At 55.1% G+C, this 15,676-nt stretch carries 15 protein-coding genes; 6 read left to right on the forward strand and 9 right to left on the reverse strand.

Features of this window, described 5'->3' with window-relative positions; all coding sequences use genetic code 11:
- Positions 1–21 precede the first annotated feature (21 nt).
- Both KP814_RS22060 and KP814_RS22065 read right to left on the reverse strand, forming a co-directional pair.
- Positions 22–435, reverse strand: coding sequence for a hypothetical protein (locus KP814_RS22060; protein ID WP_216738806.1), 414 nt, complete (start codon positions 433–435; stop codon positions 22–24).
- A gap of 85 nt (positions 436–520) precedes the next feature.
- Positions 521–814 (reverse strand): hypothetical protein, encoded by a 294-nt coding sequence (locus tag KP814_RS22065; protein ID WP_127968264.1) that lies wholly within the window; start codon positions 812–814, stop codon positions 521–523.
- A 372-nt stretch (positions 815–1,186) separates the two neighbouring features.
- Here KP814_RS22065 and KP814_RS22070 point away from each other — a divergent pair, with 372 nt between their 5' ends.
- A complete protein-coding gene (locus KP814_RS22070) occupies positions 1,187–1,795 on the forward strand; it encodes a peptidoglycan-binding protein (protein ID WP_216738807.1) in 609 nt (202 codons plus the stop codon).
- On the forward strand, positions 1,684–2,013 hold the full coding sequence (locus tag KP814_RS22075; protein WP_371824076.1) for a glycoside hydrolase family 19 protein: 330 nt from the start codon (positions 1,684–1,686) through the stop codon (positions 2,011–2,013). The genes KP814_RS22070 and KP814_RS22075 overlap by 112 nt, the downstream gene beginning before the upstream one ends.
- Before the next feature lie 47 nt (positions 2,014–2,060).
- On the opposite strand, the gene KP814_RS22080 is transcribed toward KP814_RS22075, so the two are convergent.
- The 6 genes from KP814_RS22080 to KP814_RS22105 all read right to left on the reverse strand — a co-directional run bounded on the left by KP814_RS22080 (position 2,061) and on the right by KP814_RS22105 (position 6,951).
- Positions 2,061–2,759 (reverse strand): zinc metallopeptidase, encoded by a 699-nt coding sequence (locus KP814_RS22080; RefSeq protein WP_216738809.1) that lies wholly within the window; start codon positions 2,757–2,759, stop codon positions 2,061–2,063.
- Between the two features lie 357 nt (positions 2,760–3,116).
- Positions 3,117–4,412, reverse strand: coding sequence for an ATP-binding protein (locus KP814_RS22085; protein WP_216738810.1), 1,296 nt, complete (start codon positions 4,410–4,412; stop codon positions 3,117–3,119).
- Positions 4,413–4,473: 61 nt separating this feature from the next.
- Positions 4,474–5,082, reverse strand: a complete 609-nt coding sequence (locus tag KP814_RS22090; RefSeq protein WP_216738811.1) for a chemotaxis protein CheC — start codon at positions 5,080–5,082, stop codon at positions 4,474–4,476.
- Between the two features lie 2 nt (positions 5,083–5,084).
- Positions 5,085–5,453 (reverse strand): response regulator, encoded by a 369-nt coding sequence (locus KP814_RS22095; protein WP_127968254.1) that lies wholly within the window; start codon positions 5,451–5,453, stop codon positions 5,085–5,087.
- Between the two features lie 98 nt (positions 5,454–5,551).
- Positions 5,552–6,139, reverse strand: coding sequence for an ACP phosphodiesterase (locus tag KP814_RS22100; RefSeq protein ID WP_216738812.1), 588 nt, complete (start codon positions 6,137–6,139; stop codon positions 5,552–5,554).
- A 59-nt stretch (positions 6,140–6,198) separates the two neighbouring features.
- Positions 6,199–6,951, reverse strand: coding sequence for an ABC transporter substrate-binding protein (locus KP814_RS22105; protein ID WP_253938553.1), 753 nt, complete (start codon positions 6,949–6,951; stop codon positions 6,199–6,201).
- A 338-nt stretch (positions 6,952–7,289) separates the two neighbouring features.
- Between KP814_RS22105 and KP814_RS22110 the strand changes: the two genes are divergently transcribed.
- Positions 7,290–7,979, forward strand: coding sequence for a hypothetical protein (locus KP814_RS22110; protein WP_127968251.1), 690 nt, complete (start codon positions 7,290–7,292; stop codon positions 7,977–7,979).
- A 29-nt stretch (positions 7,980–8,008) separates the two neighbouring features.
- Here the strand turns inward: KP814_RS22110 and KP814_RS22115 are convergent, their stop codons facing one another.
- Positions 8,009–9,280, reverse strand: coding sequence for an esterase-like activity of phytase family protein (locus tag KP814_RS22115; RefSeq protein WP_216738814.1), 1,272 nt, complete (start codon positions 9,278–9,280; stop codon positions 8,009–8,011).
- A 263-nt stretch (positions 9,281–9,543) separates the two neighbouring features.
- Here KP814_RS22115 and KP814_RS22120 point away from each other — a divergent pair, with 263 nt between their 5' ends.
- The 3 genes from KP814_RS22120 to KP814_RS22130 all read left to right on the forward strand — a co-directional run bounded on the left by KP814_RS22120 (position 9,544) and on the right by KP814_RS22130 (position 15,607).
- Positions 9,544–11,298 carry a di-heme-cytochrome C peroxidase gene (locus KP814_RS22120; RefSeq protein WP_216738815.1) on the forward strand — a complete coding sequence of 585 codons (1,755 nt, stop codon included), beginning with the start codon at positions 9,544–9,546 and terminating at the stop codon, positions 11,296–11,298.
- A 39-nt stretch (positions 11,299–11,337) separates the two neighbouring features.
- A complete protein-coding gene (locus KP814_RS22125) occupies positions 11,338–13,656 on the forward strand; it encodes a cytochrome c (protein ID WP_216738816.1) in 2,319 nt (772 codons plus the stop codon).
- 286 nt (positions 13,657–13,942) lie between these two features.
- On the forward strand, positions 13,943–15,607 hold the full coding sequence (locus KP814_RS22130) for a diguanylate cyclase (protein ID WP_371824077.1): 1,665 nt from the start codon (positions 13,943–13,945) through the stop codon (positions 15,605–15,607).
- Positions 15,608–15,676: the final 69 nt, after the last annotated feature.

The raw sequence follows: 15,676 nt of genomic DNA on the forward strand, positions 1-15,676 counted from the left end.
CCAGGTCTGCACAAGGAAACATCAAATTTCCCCAGCATTCTTGGCGACAGTAGCCAGCAGGCTCTGCAACTGCTCCCGATCATTGGCGGAGAAACCGGCGGCAAAGGCGATCGCCACCGACTCCAGAGGGTATTTTTTGACTAAAACAGCGGCGCTGGCATAAGGGTCATGGGCTTCCGCGCTTGCCGCAAGGGCTGGCCGTCGCGCTTTTCTGCGCATTCCAATCCACATCAACAGGCATGGCGTCGCCAGTAAAACAAAGCAGGCCAGCCCTGTCAGGGAATAGGCCGCCGCGGCGCCCAGCATGGGCTGCAGCACCATGACCAACGCCTTAAACTGTAGAGCCAGGCCGCCAAGAATCAACGCCAGCGCCAACAACCATATTCCCATTGCCGTCAGCACATAGAACAATAGCCATCGCACTGCTTCTTTCATGGTCATTTCCTCCGGGCCGGAAAAAACAAGGCCGCCACAGCGGCCTCTTTACGCCCATTAAACGTGAGCGGGGCTCTTTGGCGCATCAGGAGTGCTTTCTTGAATCCAGCACCTTCGCCATCACCAATCCCAATACAAAGCTCATCAGCAGACTCAGAAACGGACGTTCGCCGATCTTTTCTTCCGCCACGTGCACCGCTTTGTTGGACTTTTCACTGACCGCGTCAATGGCTTCTCCTGCGCGAGATTTGGTGTCGTTGTAGACGCCGGCGGACAGCTTGGCGATATCTTTACGCAGAGCGTCCAGATCTCTTTTCAGGTTGGTGTAATCTGGGTTTTCAGTTCTATCGCGAACAAATGCTTCTTCTCTGACACTCATTTTCAGTCTCCTTGTTGATTAGCAGGCGTCGCCTTACGCTCGCCTGTCTGCAACAGGGAAACGGCAATAATCATGCCGCCATGTCGAGACCACGGTAATCGCGCCGAAGGACTGGAGATTCATGAATATCATCTGGGGGACACGAGAAATCACAGGTTTCTCTCAACGTAATTTTTGCAACGCTTTTGCGTAAAATTGCATATTTTGCAAAACCGGTAGCGTGTAACGTTCTATTACAGCGAAAGAGAATTGCCTCTGCGTCAAACTTGGACCAAGCTTAAATCTATCCCGAGTCTTTTCCGGACCAGTCCAGGGAGGCGCGGTGGAAACTTCCGGTTGCTCTTAAAACGCATCTATATCGGGGGTGGGATTATGGTCGACACCTTACACGACACACGCAACATTCCTTCCGTCGTTCGCGAGGCGCCCGCCGCCGAACGAACTTCCAGATTCCAGGAACTGACAGAAATCGCCTTTGCAAGGCCATTGGAAACCCTTAGTGCGGAGCAACTGCGTGAATTGCAGATCGCGCTGCATCGCCTGGGTTATCCGGTGGGCGACATTGACGGCCTGTACGGACCGAAAACCCGCAGCGCCTGGGCTGAATTCAAAATTGACGTGTTTCCAGGCAATCCAACGCTGGTGGGCCCCCAATCCCTGGCGGAATTGATCCGACGCGCCACGCAGTGCTACGAGTCCGCACACTATGACTTCTCCAGCATGGCTCAGGTCAAGCAGGCCATCTGCGACGAATGTAAAAAGCAAGGCATAGGTCTGCCGCAACAAATCGCCTACGTGCTGGCGACCGTGCAATGGGAAACGGCTCAAACCTTCGAACCGGTCAAGGAAGCTTTCTGGTTAAGCGAGGAATGGCGCAAACACAACCTGCGCTATTTTACCCCTATTACGGCCGCGGCTATGTGCAACTCACCTGGGAGAATAATTACCGCAAATATCAGCAGCTCCTGGGCGCGCCACTAGTGCAGGAACCTGACCTCGCCATGCAGCCGGAAATCGCCCTGTTTGTGCTAACTCACGGCTTCATGACCGGCGCCTTCACCGGTCACAAAATCTCGGACTACATCAACGAGAACAAGAAAGACTTCCTCAACGCCCGCCGCTGCATCAACGGACGCGACCGCGCCCATGAGATAGCGGAAATAGCGCGTGGGTATCTGGCTAGTGGAGATATCACTTAAGAGTATAGGGAAATTAAGTTGGCGCGATTTCTAGCCGCGCCAATGCCCTAACGCGTCGCCCCACGCAATATGGCGATCCAGCGCCATAGGCGGAACATGTCCGCCAGGGTGTTGGCGACGTAGGTGAAAGATTCCGCTCTGAGTATGCGACGCACGGCGGCTTCCTGTCGGGGAGTGATGTATTCGCCGTCCACCAAAATCGGCAGCGCTTTGTTAAAGCTGGCGTCCCATTCCAGCGGCAATACGACCATCTGCGCCGCCACGGAAGCCAGTAAGGCGATCAGGCCGGTGGCGATGGTCAGCAACACCAGTTGCGGGACGTGCAGCACCGCCAGAATGACGGGGGAAAACATGAAAATAGTGAGAGCCAGTTTTTCCGCGGACTGAGCCGCCGGGGAGTATTTCGCGCGCAGTTTGGTGATGTTTTCGCCGCGAGCGTATTGGATTGCGTGGCCGACTTCATGGGCGGCGACAGCGACGGCGGTCAGGGATTTGCCACGGAATGTCTCAGGGCTCAGACGAATGGTTTTTTCTTCCGTCGAGTAGTGGTCGCCGCCGGATTGCGCCATAACCACTCTGACGTCATCCAGTCCGAAGCGTTGAACCAGATGAGAAGCCAACTCGCCGCCGGTACCTGGCATATCGACGATATCAGCAGAATACTTTTTCTTTACATGGCGGACCCACAGGTGCGGACCAGCGATGACGACGACTAATACAGATGCGATTATTATTATCAGGTGCATACTATTACGCTCTCACAAAAACCAAGCCTACATTCACTACATCCGCACCGGTTATCCGATGCATTTCGTGCAGCAGTTTCTGCTTCGCCTGGGAGCCCTTCGAGCCAGACGAGTTTCGGGCTGTCTTCGCCAAGCCGGCTTCCTGCCGCCTTCTTAGTAAGGAGTTCAGCGTAGGCGCGCTGCGCCGTCGCAAAAGAAAGTTATTTCAACCCACTTTTTTATTCCTTAGACAGGGATAGAGTGTAGCGTCAATATTCAGCTTAGGCAAAAAAGACTACTTGATGAGAATTATGGGCTAATCCCCTCTTATTTACCCATAGCGTCATCTTGCCGCCAGAGGCCTCAATGAATGTTTCTTCATTCTTCTCCCGCCTCTTCTTCAGGCTGGGTGACGGGAAGCCAGATCGTGAATGTCGTCCCTTCTCCCGGCTTGCTGGTCACCTCCATACGCCCGTGATGTTTCTGCACAATACTGTAGGACACGGACAGTCCTAATCCGGTTCCCTTACCCACGGGTTTGGTCGTGAAGAACGGTTCGAAGATGCGGTTAAGATTCTCGGTCGAGATGCCGGAGCCGGAGTCAGAGACTCGAATGAACACCATGTCGCCCTGCAGACCGGTGGAGATTTTGATGACGCCCTGTTTTTCAATCGCATGCGCCGCATTGACGATCAGGTTCATGAATACCTGATTGATCTGCGATGCGATGCATTGCACCCGGGGAATATCGCCATAGTCTTTTTGAACTTCGGCTTTGTATTTCACCTCGTTCCAAACCACATTGAGCGTGCTATCCATGCCATTGTGCAGATCCGCCAACTGCCAGTCGGATTCGCCGACGTGCGAAAAGCCTTTCAAATCCTGCACGATGCGTTTGACTCGCTCAATGCCATCCTTGGATTCATTGACCAGCGTCACCAGATCCTCTTTCAGATAATCAAAGTCATACTCTTCTTTCGCCTTGTTGACGGCGTCCCGAACCGCTGCGTCGCCAACCTTCTCAAACTGTTGTTCATAAACTTCTATAACCGCCAGCAGGTCATTCACCATATGTCCCAGAGATCCCATGTTGGAGTACACGTAGCCGGTAGGGTTGTTGATCTCATGGGCTACGCCCGCCGCCAACTGGCCGATGGCCGCCATCTTCTCTGACTGCAGCAGTTGATTCTGCGCCTCTTCCAGCTTGACGATGAGTTTCTTCTGCTCTTGCTTTTCGTGCTCCAGACGGGCGGTCAGCTGCTCCAGTTGCAGGGTTTGCTCCGCTACCTCAGTGACATCTGTGATCATGATCAAGACGCCGGTGACCTCGCCTTTTTCATCTGTCAGCGGGGAGAAAGTGGCGTTCTGATACATCACATCAAGCCCTCCGGTCATCGGACGGCTGGTAGGGAAACGAAAGACGTAGGGGCGTTTTTTCCAGTCGGTGAACGCCATGTTCTGAATGGTGTACACCGTGTCGATTTTTTTCTTGAACCAGCTTCGCGGCAGGTCGGGAAATACGTCAAAGATGCTTTTGTCGATCGCGTTCGCTTCGCCGCTGTTGATCTGCATGAATTCGTTCCAAAAGCAGATCCGGCAGTCCTGATCCAGAATGACGATTCCCATGCTGATTTGCTGCAGCACATTCTCCAACAGCTTTTGTTCGAACGACATCCCCACTCCTTCCCGCAAGTCCTTTACTTACGCGCGTCTTTCGCCAAACGCGCGCCATGGGTCAAACGCCTTTGAGCAACTTATCCACTGCGGTGACGACAGTGGCGATGGATTCATTCGCAATACAGATCAGCAATTCACAGAAAAAGGCGTGCGCTTCAATTTTGAACTGGATTTCCACCAGCAGCGCTTCTGAATCCTGAGGCAAGCGTTGGTTTTCGAGAGCTTCCGCCACGGTTTTTCCTTCCACCAACAGCCCGGGGGTGGAGAATGACGATTTAGTGAAATTCAGCTGCTGGCTCAAGCCAGTAATACAGGCGCCCACCAGAATATTGGTAACGTCGAGAATCAGCTCTTCCTTAATTCTTTGAGCATCGCCGCCGTCCTGAGAGTATCCCATTAATTCAGCCAGCTCATTGGCGCCGTTCATGCCGAAAAATATCACCACTTCGCCCCGCAAGGGCCCCACAAACGACTGTCGGGTGGCGATGATGGGCGTATCGCCAAGTCGCTTGCTCAGTTCCGGATCGGCCTGGGATTTAAGGGAGTAGAGCTTCGGCGCGGACAGGACAACAAAGGTTTCAATCAGGCGAGCAAGCCTGTTAGCGCCCTGCCCCATGGCGATATTGAATATTTCCTGCAGCGCGTCTAACTGGTCTCGAGTAAACATCTTTAAAGTAAACCGATATCGTGAATACGCTTTCTCAACAATTCCGTGGTGACGGGTTTACCGATAAAGCAGGCCGCCCCCAACGCCAGCACTCTCTGCTGCGCCTCGGGCTGAATATCGGCGCTGATGACGCAGACAATTGTGTTCGCTTCCGCTTCCTTCAGCTTTTTTAGCACGGTGTAGCCGTCCATTTCCGGCATGGTTAAATCCAGAAACATAACATCAGCCTTACCGGCATAATAGGCGTCCATCGCTTCTTTACCATTACGGGCGAACGTGATTTCCACATCGCTAAGCTGCGGAGGCAGAGCGTTCATCACCATTCTCCGTGACAGTGACGAGTCGTCTGCAATAACAATATTCATTGTCATAGGCATTCTCCATTGCGGGCCGTACCGTTTAAGTATAGACAATGAAAAACAGCTGGTGCGGAATCGCCTCTAGCTGAGGGAAATAAGCGTTTGGGAAGCTACAGAGAATGGGTGTCGATGTTTTCGACGTAGTCCAGCAACTGAGGGTAAAAGCCCATAAAGCAGGCTTCCAGCGCCTGATAGTGCAGTTCCACTTCCTCGCCTGCGCCATACATCGTGGTGCGCCGGCTCAGTCTGGCGGCGATGTTGTCCAGCGATCGGTAGATATTCGGCAGGCGCGCATAGCCGTTCAGCCAGTCATGTTCGGTCATATGGCTCACAGTGCGTTGCGCCCTTGGCGGCATCAGCTCATATTCTTCCAGAAGTGACGCATAGACGCCGCCAGCGAACGCTTCCAGTGAATCGGCATGCCAGTCTCGCCAGCTCCGAGCCAGGTAATGATCAAACGCCACATCCACAATAATTCCAGCGAAACGGCGCCGGGCGGGAGAAATCAACGCCATGGCCTCTTTGACCAAAGCATGATTATCCGTATACAGGTCGATAGCCCGGTGCAGACGTATTCCTGTGGCTACCGACGCCGGCAAATAATGCAGCTCCGCGCCCTTTACGAAATCGCCAAGTAAGTTACCGGTGAATGATGTCGCGGAAACATCCGCCAAATGGAAGTGCGCCAGGAAGTTCATAAGAAGCTAAGTAGAAAGGAACAACGGTATACGGGAAGCCCTCCCTGGCCTCCATGCGGTTAACGATAGCGGGCGATAATTTCGTCGATTTTACCTTCGCTGCGCATCTTCGCCAGCGTCTCGTTGAGCAAGTCAACGTACTGTTGCGGCGTATCCACATTCAACGCCAGATACATCTCCGCCTGGTTGAAAACATAGGCCGGCTGCGGAGAGGGATATCCCGCCTGTTTCGCATAATACGGGCCGGAATAAGGGCCGGAGATCCACAAGTCGATGTACTTGCCATAAAGACGCTTTAGGTTCAGCGTATCATCATCGATCAGGCTGACGTTCACGCCTTTCTCAATCAGATACTCGCTGGCGATATCGCCTTTGTATCCGCCCACCCGGTACTTCTTCAGATCCTCAATGCTGGTGATGCTCATGGACTCATTGGGGCGACTGAACGCCACCCAGGAATCCTCCACCAGCGGCCCCACCCATTTGAACATGCTCTCGCGCTCTTCTGTACGAGTGGTGGAGAATACGCCGCGATAGGCCTTGCGCTGGGCGTGTTCAAAGGCGTAATGCCAGGCGCGCAGCTTCATGTTGTAAGGCAGTTTGGTGCGTTCGAACAACATTTTCACAATATCCGCCGAGACGCCGTATATCTGGTCGCCGGAGTGTTCGTACTCACTATTGTTCATGCTCATGTTGTACGGCGGGTAGTTTTCCGTAACTAGAAGAAATGTCTCCACTTTTTCCGCTGCAGACGCGGCGCCCGCGCACAGAGTCAGCGCCAGCAGTAGAGATTGAAAAGAATGTGCGATCAAAAATTTAAAGACCCGCATTTCGAACAGATGCTCCCCTTTTGGAAATAGTTTTGCTCAAACTAGTTTGGTTCTTGTTTGGAAGATTCGCCAGTATATCAGCTAATTAGCATAGGAACGCGGAAATAGCGCTGACGCGCCGCAATTTCAGCGTTATGATGATCACCTGAAGAGACCGGAAACACCCGAATCCCCCTGACATGCAAAGACAGGGCGAAAATGAATTTAATCGTGTAAAATTAATTGGCCCAAAGTTGATAAGTACAGCCACATGGGCTATTTACGATAAAGGGAAAGCAGAGCAAACTACTCGGAAATAAAATGGATTTAAGGTGATGGACATGCCGACTCTGGTGCAAGCAATATTCGGAAGGGGACAAGCCAAACTCAAACGGCTGCTGAAGGACTACCCGCCCTATCAGGCCCCGCATTCACAGGAACCGTTTTCCTTAACGATTGAGCAAGCCTACGCCAATCTCAACTACCTGATCGCAGAAAAAGCCAACCGTCTGGTTATTTACGGCGAACTGCTACGCAAGTTCGGTCTGGACCTGGACGAAGGGCTGCACAACGCTTCGCCGGAAGCCTTCTTGCGCGATCTTCACGCCTGGGCCTATAAACACTGGCCGGAAGTCTACGAACCGCATCTGGCGCGAAAAGACATATGGTTGAATTCCAAACGGGACGGCGATCATATTGTTTTCTCCATGTTGATGGACACCGCTATCGCCCTGGGTGAAATCGTGGTGAAGCATCGCCCGCGCACTTATTGGGGCCTGGATCTAAGCAACAGCAGCTGGCGCCTGCGTTACGTCAGCTATCAGCGGCCGGTATTGCTGGGCGTTCCCGACCCATACCAGAATAATGCATTCATGGCGCTGGACTTCGAGAACACCGCCTTCTTCCATTATTCCAATATTCTGGCCACGCCCCAGCCGGCGCAGCCATTGGGCGTCAAAGTCCTGTACGCCCTGCGCGAAGAAGAAACCCTGACCCAGGACCCCGCCGGCTTGTTCGGCAGACGGGCGTAGCTTGCGCCGTACGCCCGTAGCGTTGTGAGTTAGTCGCTGTTCAGGGGTTTCTCCAGGTCAATGACATACAGGGTGTTGGCGTCTACGCGCCCTGTAGCTGGTATTATTTTTTGCGCTACATTCCCATTCTGCTCAGCCACCGCGAAATCATCGTCATTGATCACCGCCACTTTGTTGGCATCCATAATCCACAACCCTTCCAGCTTATCGTGCGGATAATTCATCTGCGCCAGCAAGTCGACCACCAGGGTCTTGCGCACGGGTTGCACGCCCGCCGCCGCAAGCTCGTCCCAGCTTAGCTCCTCCAACGCCTTACCATTGATTTGCATGCCGGTCTGCGAATCAAAGTCTCCGCTGACGTCCGTCGCCCCACGCAGATCAATTTTATATAAACGCTTATATTTGGCTTTTTCACCCGCGAACCCGCCGTCCCTTTCCACCATCAGAAACTCATCTTTGGAAATCGCGGCGATTTCCGAGTTGGACAGGTTGTCCGCTTCCTGACGATACAGATACTGATGGGCCTCACCTGTCGCAATATCCAACGTCAGAATGCGCGTCAGGGTTTTATTCTTCACCGCTTTTTTAGAGGGATTGAACAGCGTGGATTGCATGACGCCTACAAGACGTTGCTCATCCGGCGTAATCGCCAGTCCTTCCATGCCGCGATTAGGTCTTCGATTGGCGAACACTTTCGGCAGTTTACGACCGCCCGTCCCTGTTCCGAACGGATTAAGACGCTCCAGCTCATAGCCTGCAGAAGAGTAATGCACGATATGGGGGCCATATTCATCGCTCACCCAAAAGCCCCCATCCTTGAGCGCTGCGATACCCTCAGGATCAAGTCCGTAGGGATCGAAACCCAGTACGCGACCAGCGTAATCATAAGGCGTTTCCCCCGTCGCCCCCATGCCTTCCGGGTTAGGCAGCCCCGTAATAGGCTCACCGCCGGGCGCATGCAGGGTCAGCGTGCGTGCAATTCGCAGCTCGCCATTGCCGAGGCGCTCCACTTCAGCGATACGTGGCGAGTAACCTGGCACAGGGAACTTTTTACCTTTCCCCTCTGGCCCATCAAAGTCCACATTGGGACCACGATCCGTCAAGACATAGAAATGGTTGGGTTTAAGGGGGTGTCCCGTCATGGCGGAGCCAAATCCGCCATTGCGTACTTCCACGCCATTATCCAGTTTCTTTATTACCGAATAGGCGAGCGCGCCGACCAGTTCTTCCTGCGCTGACGCGGTGGCGACAATAGCGCTCAAACAGAACGTAAATGCGCCCTTACTGAGAAATGTTCGCATAGTGATTCCTTAAAGAAGACGTTAAGCCCTCTTCTGATATCAACCTTGCATGACAAATTCATGAAAATTTATCATTTTTTGAACAACTCTCTGAAAAATAAGCAATAAACTCTCACGGTTTCACAGAAACATGAACTATAGTTAATGCGTGCGCGAAGGACATTCATTTTGCGTGCGGCCGATCAGTACCTCGTTAGCTAACTGGCGGCGATAACAACTAAAGATACCAATCCGCTTTTCAGGGACATCCAGGACTGTACACAATGCTTTGCTGTTCATTCGGCCGCGGTTTACTGCGCGCCTTGCCCAGACATTCCTTATTACGCGGCGACGCCAAATCGCCACTCTCCAGTTCTCCCACTCTGCGTGCGCGGCGCTTGGTTCTGGCGGTATGCGCGCCGGCGTTGCTACTCAGCGTCGCCGCCTGCCGGCAGACTGAGGAGGCCACGGACACAACGCCAGATGCGCCTAATACAGGTAGGCCAGAGGTGGTTCATTTGCAACAAGGCTGGTCCAACGCCACCCGGGACCAGGCTCAGTTCGCCTCTTTCGGTTCGCGCATCGTTCCCTATGACTGGCTTCTACATCTGGAACAGGCGGATAACGCAGCGCCGTTCCTGGCCGCTGCGCATATGGATGAACTGGGATTCCTGAGCGCGCCGGCGTCCGAACACAACCCTGACGCACTGCCTGTAGGCTTCGCCAAAGATGTGGACGCCAACGGAGTCGCCTGGGCGGGATTGGGATGCGCCGCCTGCCATACGGCGGAAGTGCGTTATCAGGGAAAAAGCATCCGTATTGACGGCGGCTCAGCGCTGATCAACTACAGCGGCCTGGAATTCGCTATTCGCGACAGCATACAAGCGACGCTGGCGCAACCCGAGAAATTCTCCCGCTTCGCAAAAGCGTTATCAGCCGAATCAGAAGCACAACTGAAAGCAGCCCTACAGCAGCGCCTGGACTATTTCTCAGAGCGTTTCGCCATGAACAGCACCGAGGTCCCCTACGGTCGCGGAAGGCTGGATGCATTCGGGCAGATCTTTAACGTGGTCACCTCTGAAATCACTCATCAACCGGAAAACCGCCGCTCGCCCGATGCGCCAGTAAGCTTTCCCGTACTCTGGGGCACTCCACGCATGGATCTGGTGCAATGGAACGGCTCCGCCAGCAACGCCGCTCCAGGACCATTGGCGCAAAACGTGACTACCGCGTTAGCGGTATATGGCGCAGCGACTGTAGATGGCCACAGCGAACTGCCCGGTTATCCCAGCAGCGTCAATTTCGGCAATCTGGGCGATATTCAAAAGCGCAATGAAGCCCTGCTGGCGCCGAAGTGGCCGGAATCGATTCTTGGCAAGTTGGATACGCAGCGAGTAGAGCAAGGGCGCAGTCTATACGCGGAACGCTGTCTCTCCTGCCATACGCTGACGGACCACAACGCGCCTGACGCGAAGATCAATGTCGCTCTGACGCCGCTTGATGAAGTCGGCACCGACCCGAAAATGGCCATGAATTTCCTGCTCGCCAGCGCACAAAGCGGACCTTATCAGGGACGAAAGCTGATGGTATTCGGCGGCGCGGCGCTCGGAGCGACGGAGCCCAGCATCAAGCTGGTCATTCACGCCGCCATCGGGGCCATCGTGCGTCATCCCATCGCCGCCACTCTGGATGTCGCGGAAGCCTCACATCCCAGCGGCAAACCCAGCGCGACGGCGATCCCACGCTATTACAAAGGGCGCCCGCTGGATGGCGTCTGGTCGTCCGCTCCCTATCTGCATAACGGCTCCGTTCCCAACCTGCAATCACTGCTGTCGCCGCCGGAACAACGCCCGCAAACATTCTATGTCGGCGATCGTGAGTTCGATCCCGTTAAGGTTGGCGCCAGCACACAACAGGTTCCCGGCGCGACGCTGTTCGACACGCGTCTGCCCGGAAACAGCAATGCAGGGCACGTATTTGGCGTGGATCTGAGCGCTGACGAAAAGCAGGCGCTGCTCGAATATCTGAAATCTCTATAACAACGCAATAAGAACGAAATAGGTGCGAAAGGAAAGGATATGACCTCCAAGGGAAGTATGAAGTTTGTCCAGCAAAAACGCAGCGCGCCGCTGCGACTGATCAAATGGCTAACGCTCGCCGTTATCGTATTGGTCGTCGCCGCATGCGCCGGGTTCGCCTGGTTTGTGCTGTATCCCAATAACAGCCTGCCGGCAGCGGAGCCTGTCGATAAATATGTGTATCTGGATCAGGGCTGGGATGGGGACAACGCGTCCTTGCGGGAACTTTACTATTACACTCCGCAGGGGGTTTCCATGCCCCAGGGCGCATCCGCTGGGGCGGTGCGCTATAACTGGTTCATACACTTGGAGGAGCCATTCAGCGAACAACGTCTGGCGGACCCGGAACGCATGCGACTTTTCCGCTTTGTCGTCGACCCTGTTCCCAGCGCGGCCAACCCTGATCAACTTCCGTTGGGCTTCAGCAAACACCTTGATCCAGCAATCGGCGAGGAAGTACTGGATGTCTCCTGCGCCGCCTGCCATAGCGGCGAACTGCACTATCAACGCGATGGCGTCCGTTATGCCGTGCGCGTCGATGGCGGTCCCGCCATGCACGCGCTCACCAGCATGGAGCGCGGCGCGTTTGCGCCGACTTTGGTGGCCTCTCTGTTTTATACCGCCGTCAATCCCTGGAAATTCGACCGCTTTGCGCAGAAAGTGCTGAGCGATCGCTACCCGGAAGGCAAAGATGAGCTGCGCTCCGCCTTGTGGAGCAGTGTCGGCGGGTTTGTCGGCGCAGGCCAGAACAACCCTCTGCGTAAACTCTACCCGGTGAATGAAGGCTACGGCCGCACCGACGCCCTGGGCCGCATCGGCAATACACTGTTCGGCGACCACCTGAGCGCGTCCAACTATCAAGTCGGCGCAGCGCCAGTCAGCTATCCCTACCTGTGGGATATCTGGAAATTCAACTGGGTGCAGTATAACGGCTCGGTGGCGCAGCCTCTGGCGCGCAATATTGGCGAGGCGCTTGGCGTCGGCGCGCGCATTGATCTGGTCAACGCCGACGGCTCCCCCGTCCCTCCCGGCGAGCGCTTCCACAGCGCCGTGCGTATCGAAGATCTCGCCCGTATCGAAAGCGCATTGCAAACGCTCAAGGCGCCCACCTGGCCGGAAGAAGTATTCGGTCCCGTGGATCAAGACCTCGCCGCCCAGGGCGAAGGATTGTTCCGACGCTATTGCCAGGGTTGTCATGGTCCTCATGAAGCCAATGTCGCCGATCTGGAGATCAATGCGCCCCTGAAACCCGCTCCCTGGTCGGAATGGATGATTTCCGTAGCGCCGCTCAGTGTGGTCGGCACCGATCCCAGCGCCGCCCAGGCCTTTATCGACAAGCACTATGACCTGTCAGCGACCGGATTGAGCAATCAGGATATCGACGACGCTTTACGCCCTTTGTTTACGCAACGCCTGATCCGTGAGGTGCGCGCCGGACTGAGACAGATCATCGCACTGCGCCAGGAGCGGGAGTTGCCTCTTGGCGACCTGCCGGAGCTGCTGGCGGCTTACCCCGCCAACGACGTCGTTCCCGTCGTCGCGCCGATTGGCGATTTCTCCGCTATTGCCGCAGCGCTTAACAGTCTGTCCACACAAGAAGATAGCGCTTCCTCGAAAACGTCCTATCGTCCCCATTACGTGGAAAGCTGCGACTTGCTCTGCCTTAACGGGAAATTGTTAAGACTCACCCAACAGGGAACCAAAGACATCGACAACCTGCTGGCGAAGCAGGACATCCACAGACTGTCGGAAGGTTTGGCGCTAAATCTCATTGGCGTCCTGGTGAAAAACCGTTACTACGCCGACAACAATATCGACTATGCGCAGCGCCAATGCCTGGAAGGCTTCGGCACGCTTGACCTGCCGCAGGAAGTCGCAGGTTATAAGCCACGCCCTCTGGCGGGAGTCTGGGCGACGCCGCCCTTCCTGCACAACGGCTCGGTGCCAAATCTCTATCAGCTGTTATCGCCGCCCGAGCAGCGGGAAAGCCGTTTTCAGGTGGGCTACAGAGATTTCGATCCCCAACGCGTCGGCTTCGTTTCACAGCCGCCACAGGGCGCAGACGCCAACGGCTTTTGGTTCGACACCCGTTTGCCCGGCAACAGCAACAGCGGTCACGCGTTCTCCGCCTCCGTGACGGATTGGCGCGCGTTCCTGCGGGACTCGGAGGCGAATCCGCTGCCCAAAGGCGTCATCGGCCCCATGCTCACGGAGAAGCAGCGCATGGCGATTATCGAGTATCTGAAAGTGCATCGTGATGCGCCGGAAACGCCTCTGGAATTCAGGCCTCCCGGATGCGCGACAGCCTCGGCAAACTGAGCGCCGAGCGGCGCTTGCAGCGTCTGACGGTGAAGAAAAGAGGCCTACAAAGGGGGCTTGCAACAGCCTGCTGTTAAGTCGACAATGCGGCCTTTATTGGTAATACTAACCGACTATTGCGCCTTTCCTCCGGCGTACGCTAGGAGAGGGCATGGAAGCTATTTCTTCCAAAGGAACATAAGTTAGTCAACTTTTTGGAGATGGCCAAATGCCTCGCCATAGCTATACGCTAGCTTGCTTAGTGTTTGTGTTGCTTTTTGCCCGAAGTTTGGAGGCGGCCGATGGCGTGCCTCCGTTCAACGTGGACAAAGGCCTCGACATGGCAGGGCTGACGCCGCATCTGGCGTTGCTGGAGGACCCATCGCAATCCCTGCGCTTTGAAGAAGTCAGCTCCCCTGAATTCGCCGACCGCTTTAAATCCACGGGAGGCCAATCCCCTAATTTCGGCTTTTCAGAATCCGCCTGGTGGGTCAAATTCACGCTGCATAACACCACTGCGGAAGAGTTAGCGGTCACGTTACGCCAGGACTATCCTCTGATCGATCACCTGACGCTTTGGGAGCCACTGGCTGACGGTTCCTGGAAACGCCACGCCACAGGCGACCGCCTCTCTTTCTACTCCAGAGACGTCGAGCACCGCGACTACTTATTTCCTCTGAAGCTGCCAGCCAATGCGTCCTACACCTACTACATGCGCTTCAGCAGCGACGGCTCCATGAACATCGGCCTGTCCCTGTATGCGCCAGATGCTCTGCTGGAACATATCGGCAAGGAGCAACTCGCCTACGGCGCTTACTACGGCGGCTTCCTGGTCCTCGTTATCTATAATTTTTTCATGTTTATCGCGGTTCGCGACCGCACTTTCGCTCACTATCTGCTGTACGTCACCAGTTATGGCCTGTATATGGCGGTGCATAACGGACTGACGTTCCAGTTTTTGTGGCCGAATTTTCCCTGGTTCGCCAATCACAGCCTGTTGATCCTGCTGATTCTTTCCTTGCTGGGAGCGTTACAGTTCGCCCGCTCGATTCTGGTGACGCAGCAAATTGCGCCCCGAACCGACTTCGCCGCCAGAGTGTTGGAGTGGCTGATGCTGATCAGCCTGGCCTGTACGCCGTTCTTTACCTACCACACGATGATCGTGCCGATATCCCTGCTGACCTTCGTCATCGCCGCCCAATTACTGTTGATGGGCGTACTGGCGTTAATGGCGGGATCGCGCCCTGCGCGCTATTACATGACCGCCTGGACGGCGCTGTTGATCGGCGTGCTGGCCTACATGCTGAAAACCTTTGGCCTGCTGCCCCATAACGTGCTGACCCAGAACGGCTTTCAGATCGGCTCACTGACGGAAATGGTGTTGCTGTCTCTGGCGCTGAGTAGCCGGGTCAACGAACTGCAGCGTAAAACCTACACGGACGCCCTGACCGGCCTGTTCAACCGCCGCCATTTCGATGACAAGTTCGCAACGGAATTTCATCGCGCTCAACAAAGCAAACAGCCGCTGACTCTGCTGGTCATCGATATCGACTGCTTCAAGCAGTTCAACGACACTTACGGCCACAACGTCGGCGACCATGCGTTGAAGGAGGTCGCCCGCATACTGGCGAAAGGCGTACGTAAGCCGAACTGTCCCTGCCGTTACGGCGGCGAAGAGTTCGCTGTCATCCTGCCCAATACCGACCACGAAGCCGCCATGAGCCTGGCCAATCGCCTCAGAGTCAAAGTGGCGGAAGAAACCGAGTCTGGCTACAAGCTATCCATCAGCGTTGGTGTGGCGAGTATGAATCACGATGAATTCGACTGCCCCAACAAACTGTTCGAACGCGCGGACTACGCGCTGTACACGGCGAAACAGCAGGGCCGCAACAGAGTGGTGGATTATCGCTCCTGCGCCCCGCGCCGGGAGTCGGATACATCGAAAGAAGGTCTGGTGGGCGCTGAGAGCTGATCAAAGCCTGTCACCGCAGCGGCGATGATGGTTACGCCAAGGAATAGGAACTATTCATGAGAACAGTTC

Origin of the sequence: Hahella sp. HN01 (assembly GCF_018986435.1) — a bacterium.
Classification (GTDB): domain Bacteria; phylum Pseudomonadota; class Gammaproteobacteria; order Pseudomonadales; family Oleiphilaceae; genus Hahella.

Excerpts from the sequence above, each read along its gene's own strand:
- KP814_RS22120 (WP_216738815.1), top strand. The coding sequence starts at position 9,544 with ATGCTTTGCTGTTCATTCGGCCGCGGTTTACTGCGCGCCTTGCCCAGA.
- KP814_RS22060 (WP_216738806.1), bottom strand. The coding sequence starts at position 435 with ATGAAAGAAGCAGTGCGATGGCTATTGTTCTATGTGCTGACGGCAATG.
- KP814_RS22090 (WP_216738811.1), bottom strand. The coding sequence starts at position 5,082 with ATGTTTACTCGAGACCAGTTAGACGCGCTGCAGGAAATATTCAATATC.
- KP814_RS22115 (WP_216738814.1), bottom strand. The coding sequence starts at position 9,280 with ATGCGAACATTTCTCAGTAAGGGCGCATTTACGTTCTGTTTGAGCGCT.
- KP814_RS22075 (WP_371824076.1), top strand. The coding sequence starts at position 1,684 with ATGGCGCAAACACAACCTGCGCTATTTTACCCCTATTACGGCCGCGGC.
- KP814_RS22070 (WP_216738807.1), top strand. The coding sequence starts at position 1,187 with ATGGTCGACACCTTACACGACACACGCAACATTCCTTCCGTCGTTCGC.
- KP814_RS22080 (WP_216738809.1), bottom strand. The coding sequence starts at position 2,759 with ATGCACCTGATAATAATAATCGCATCTGTATTAGTCGTCGTCATCGCT.
- KP814_RS22125 (WP_216738816.1), top strand. The coding sequence starts at position 11,338 with ATGACCTCCAAGGGAAGTATGAAGTTTGTCCAGCAAAAACGCAGCGCG.
- KP814_RS22095 (WP_127968254.1), bottom strand. The coding sequence starts at position 5,453 with ATGACAATGAATATTGTTATTGCAGACGACTCGTCACTGTCACGGAGA.
- KP814_RS22110 (WP_127968251.1), top strand. The coding sequence starts at position 7,290 with ATGCCGACTCTGGTGCAAGCAATATTCGGAAGGGGACAAGCCAAACTC.
- KP814_RS22100 (WP_216738812.1), bottom strand. The coding sequence starts at position 6,139 with ATGAACTTCCTGGCGCACTTCCATTTGGCGGATGTTTCCGCGACATCA.
- KP814_RS22085 (WP_216738810.1), bottom strand. The coding sequence starts at position 4,412 with ATGTCGTTCGAACAAAAGCTGTTGGAGAATGTGCTGCAGCAAATCAGC.
- KP814_RS22065 (WP_127968264.1), bottom strand. The coding sequence starts at position 814 with ATGAGTGTCAGAGAAGAAGCATTTGTTCGCGATAGAACTGAAAACCCA.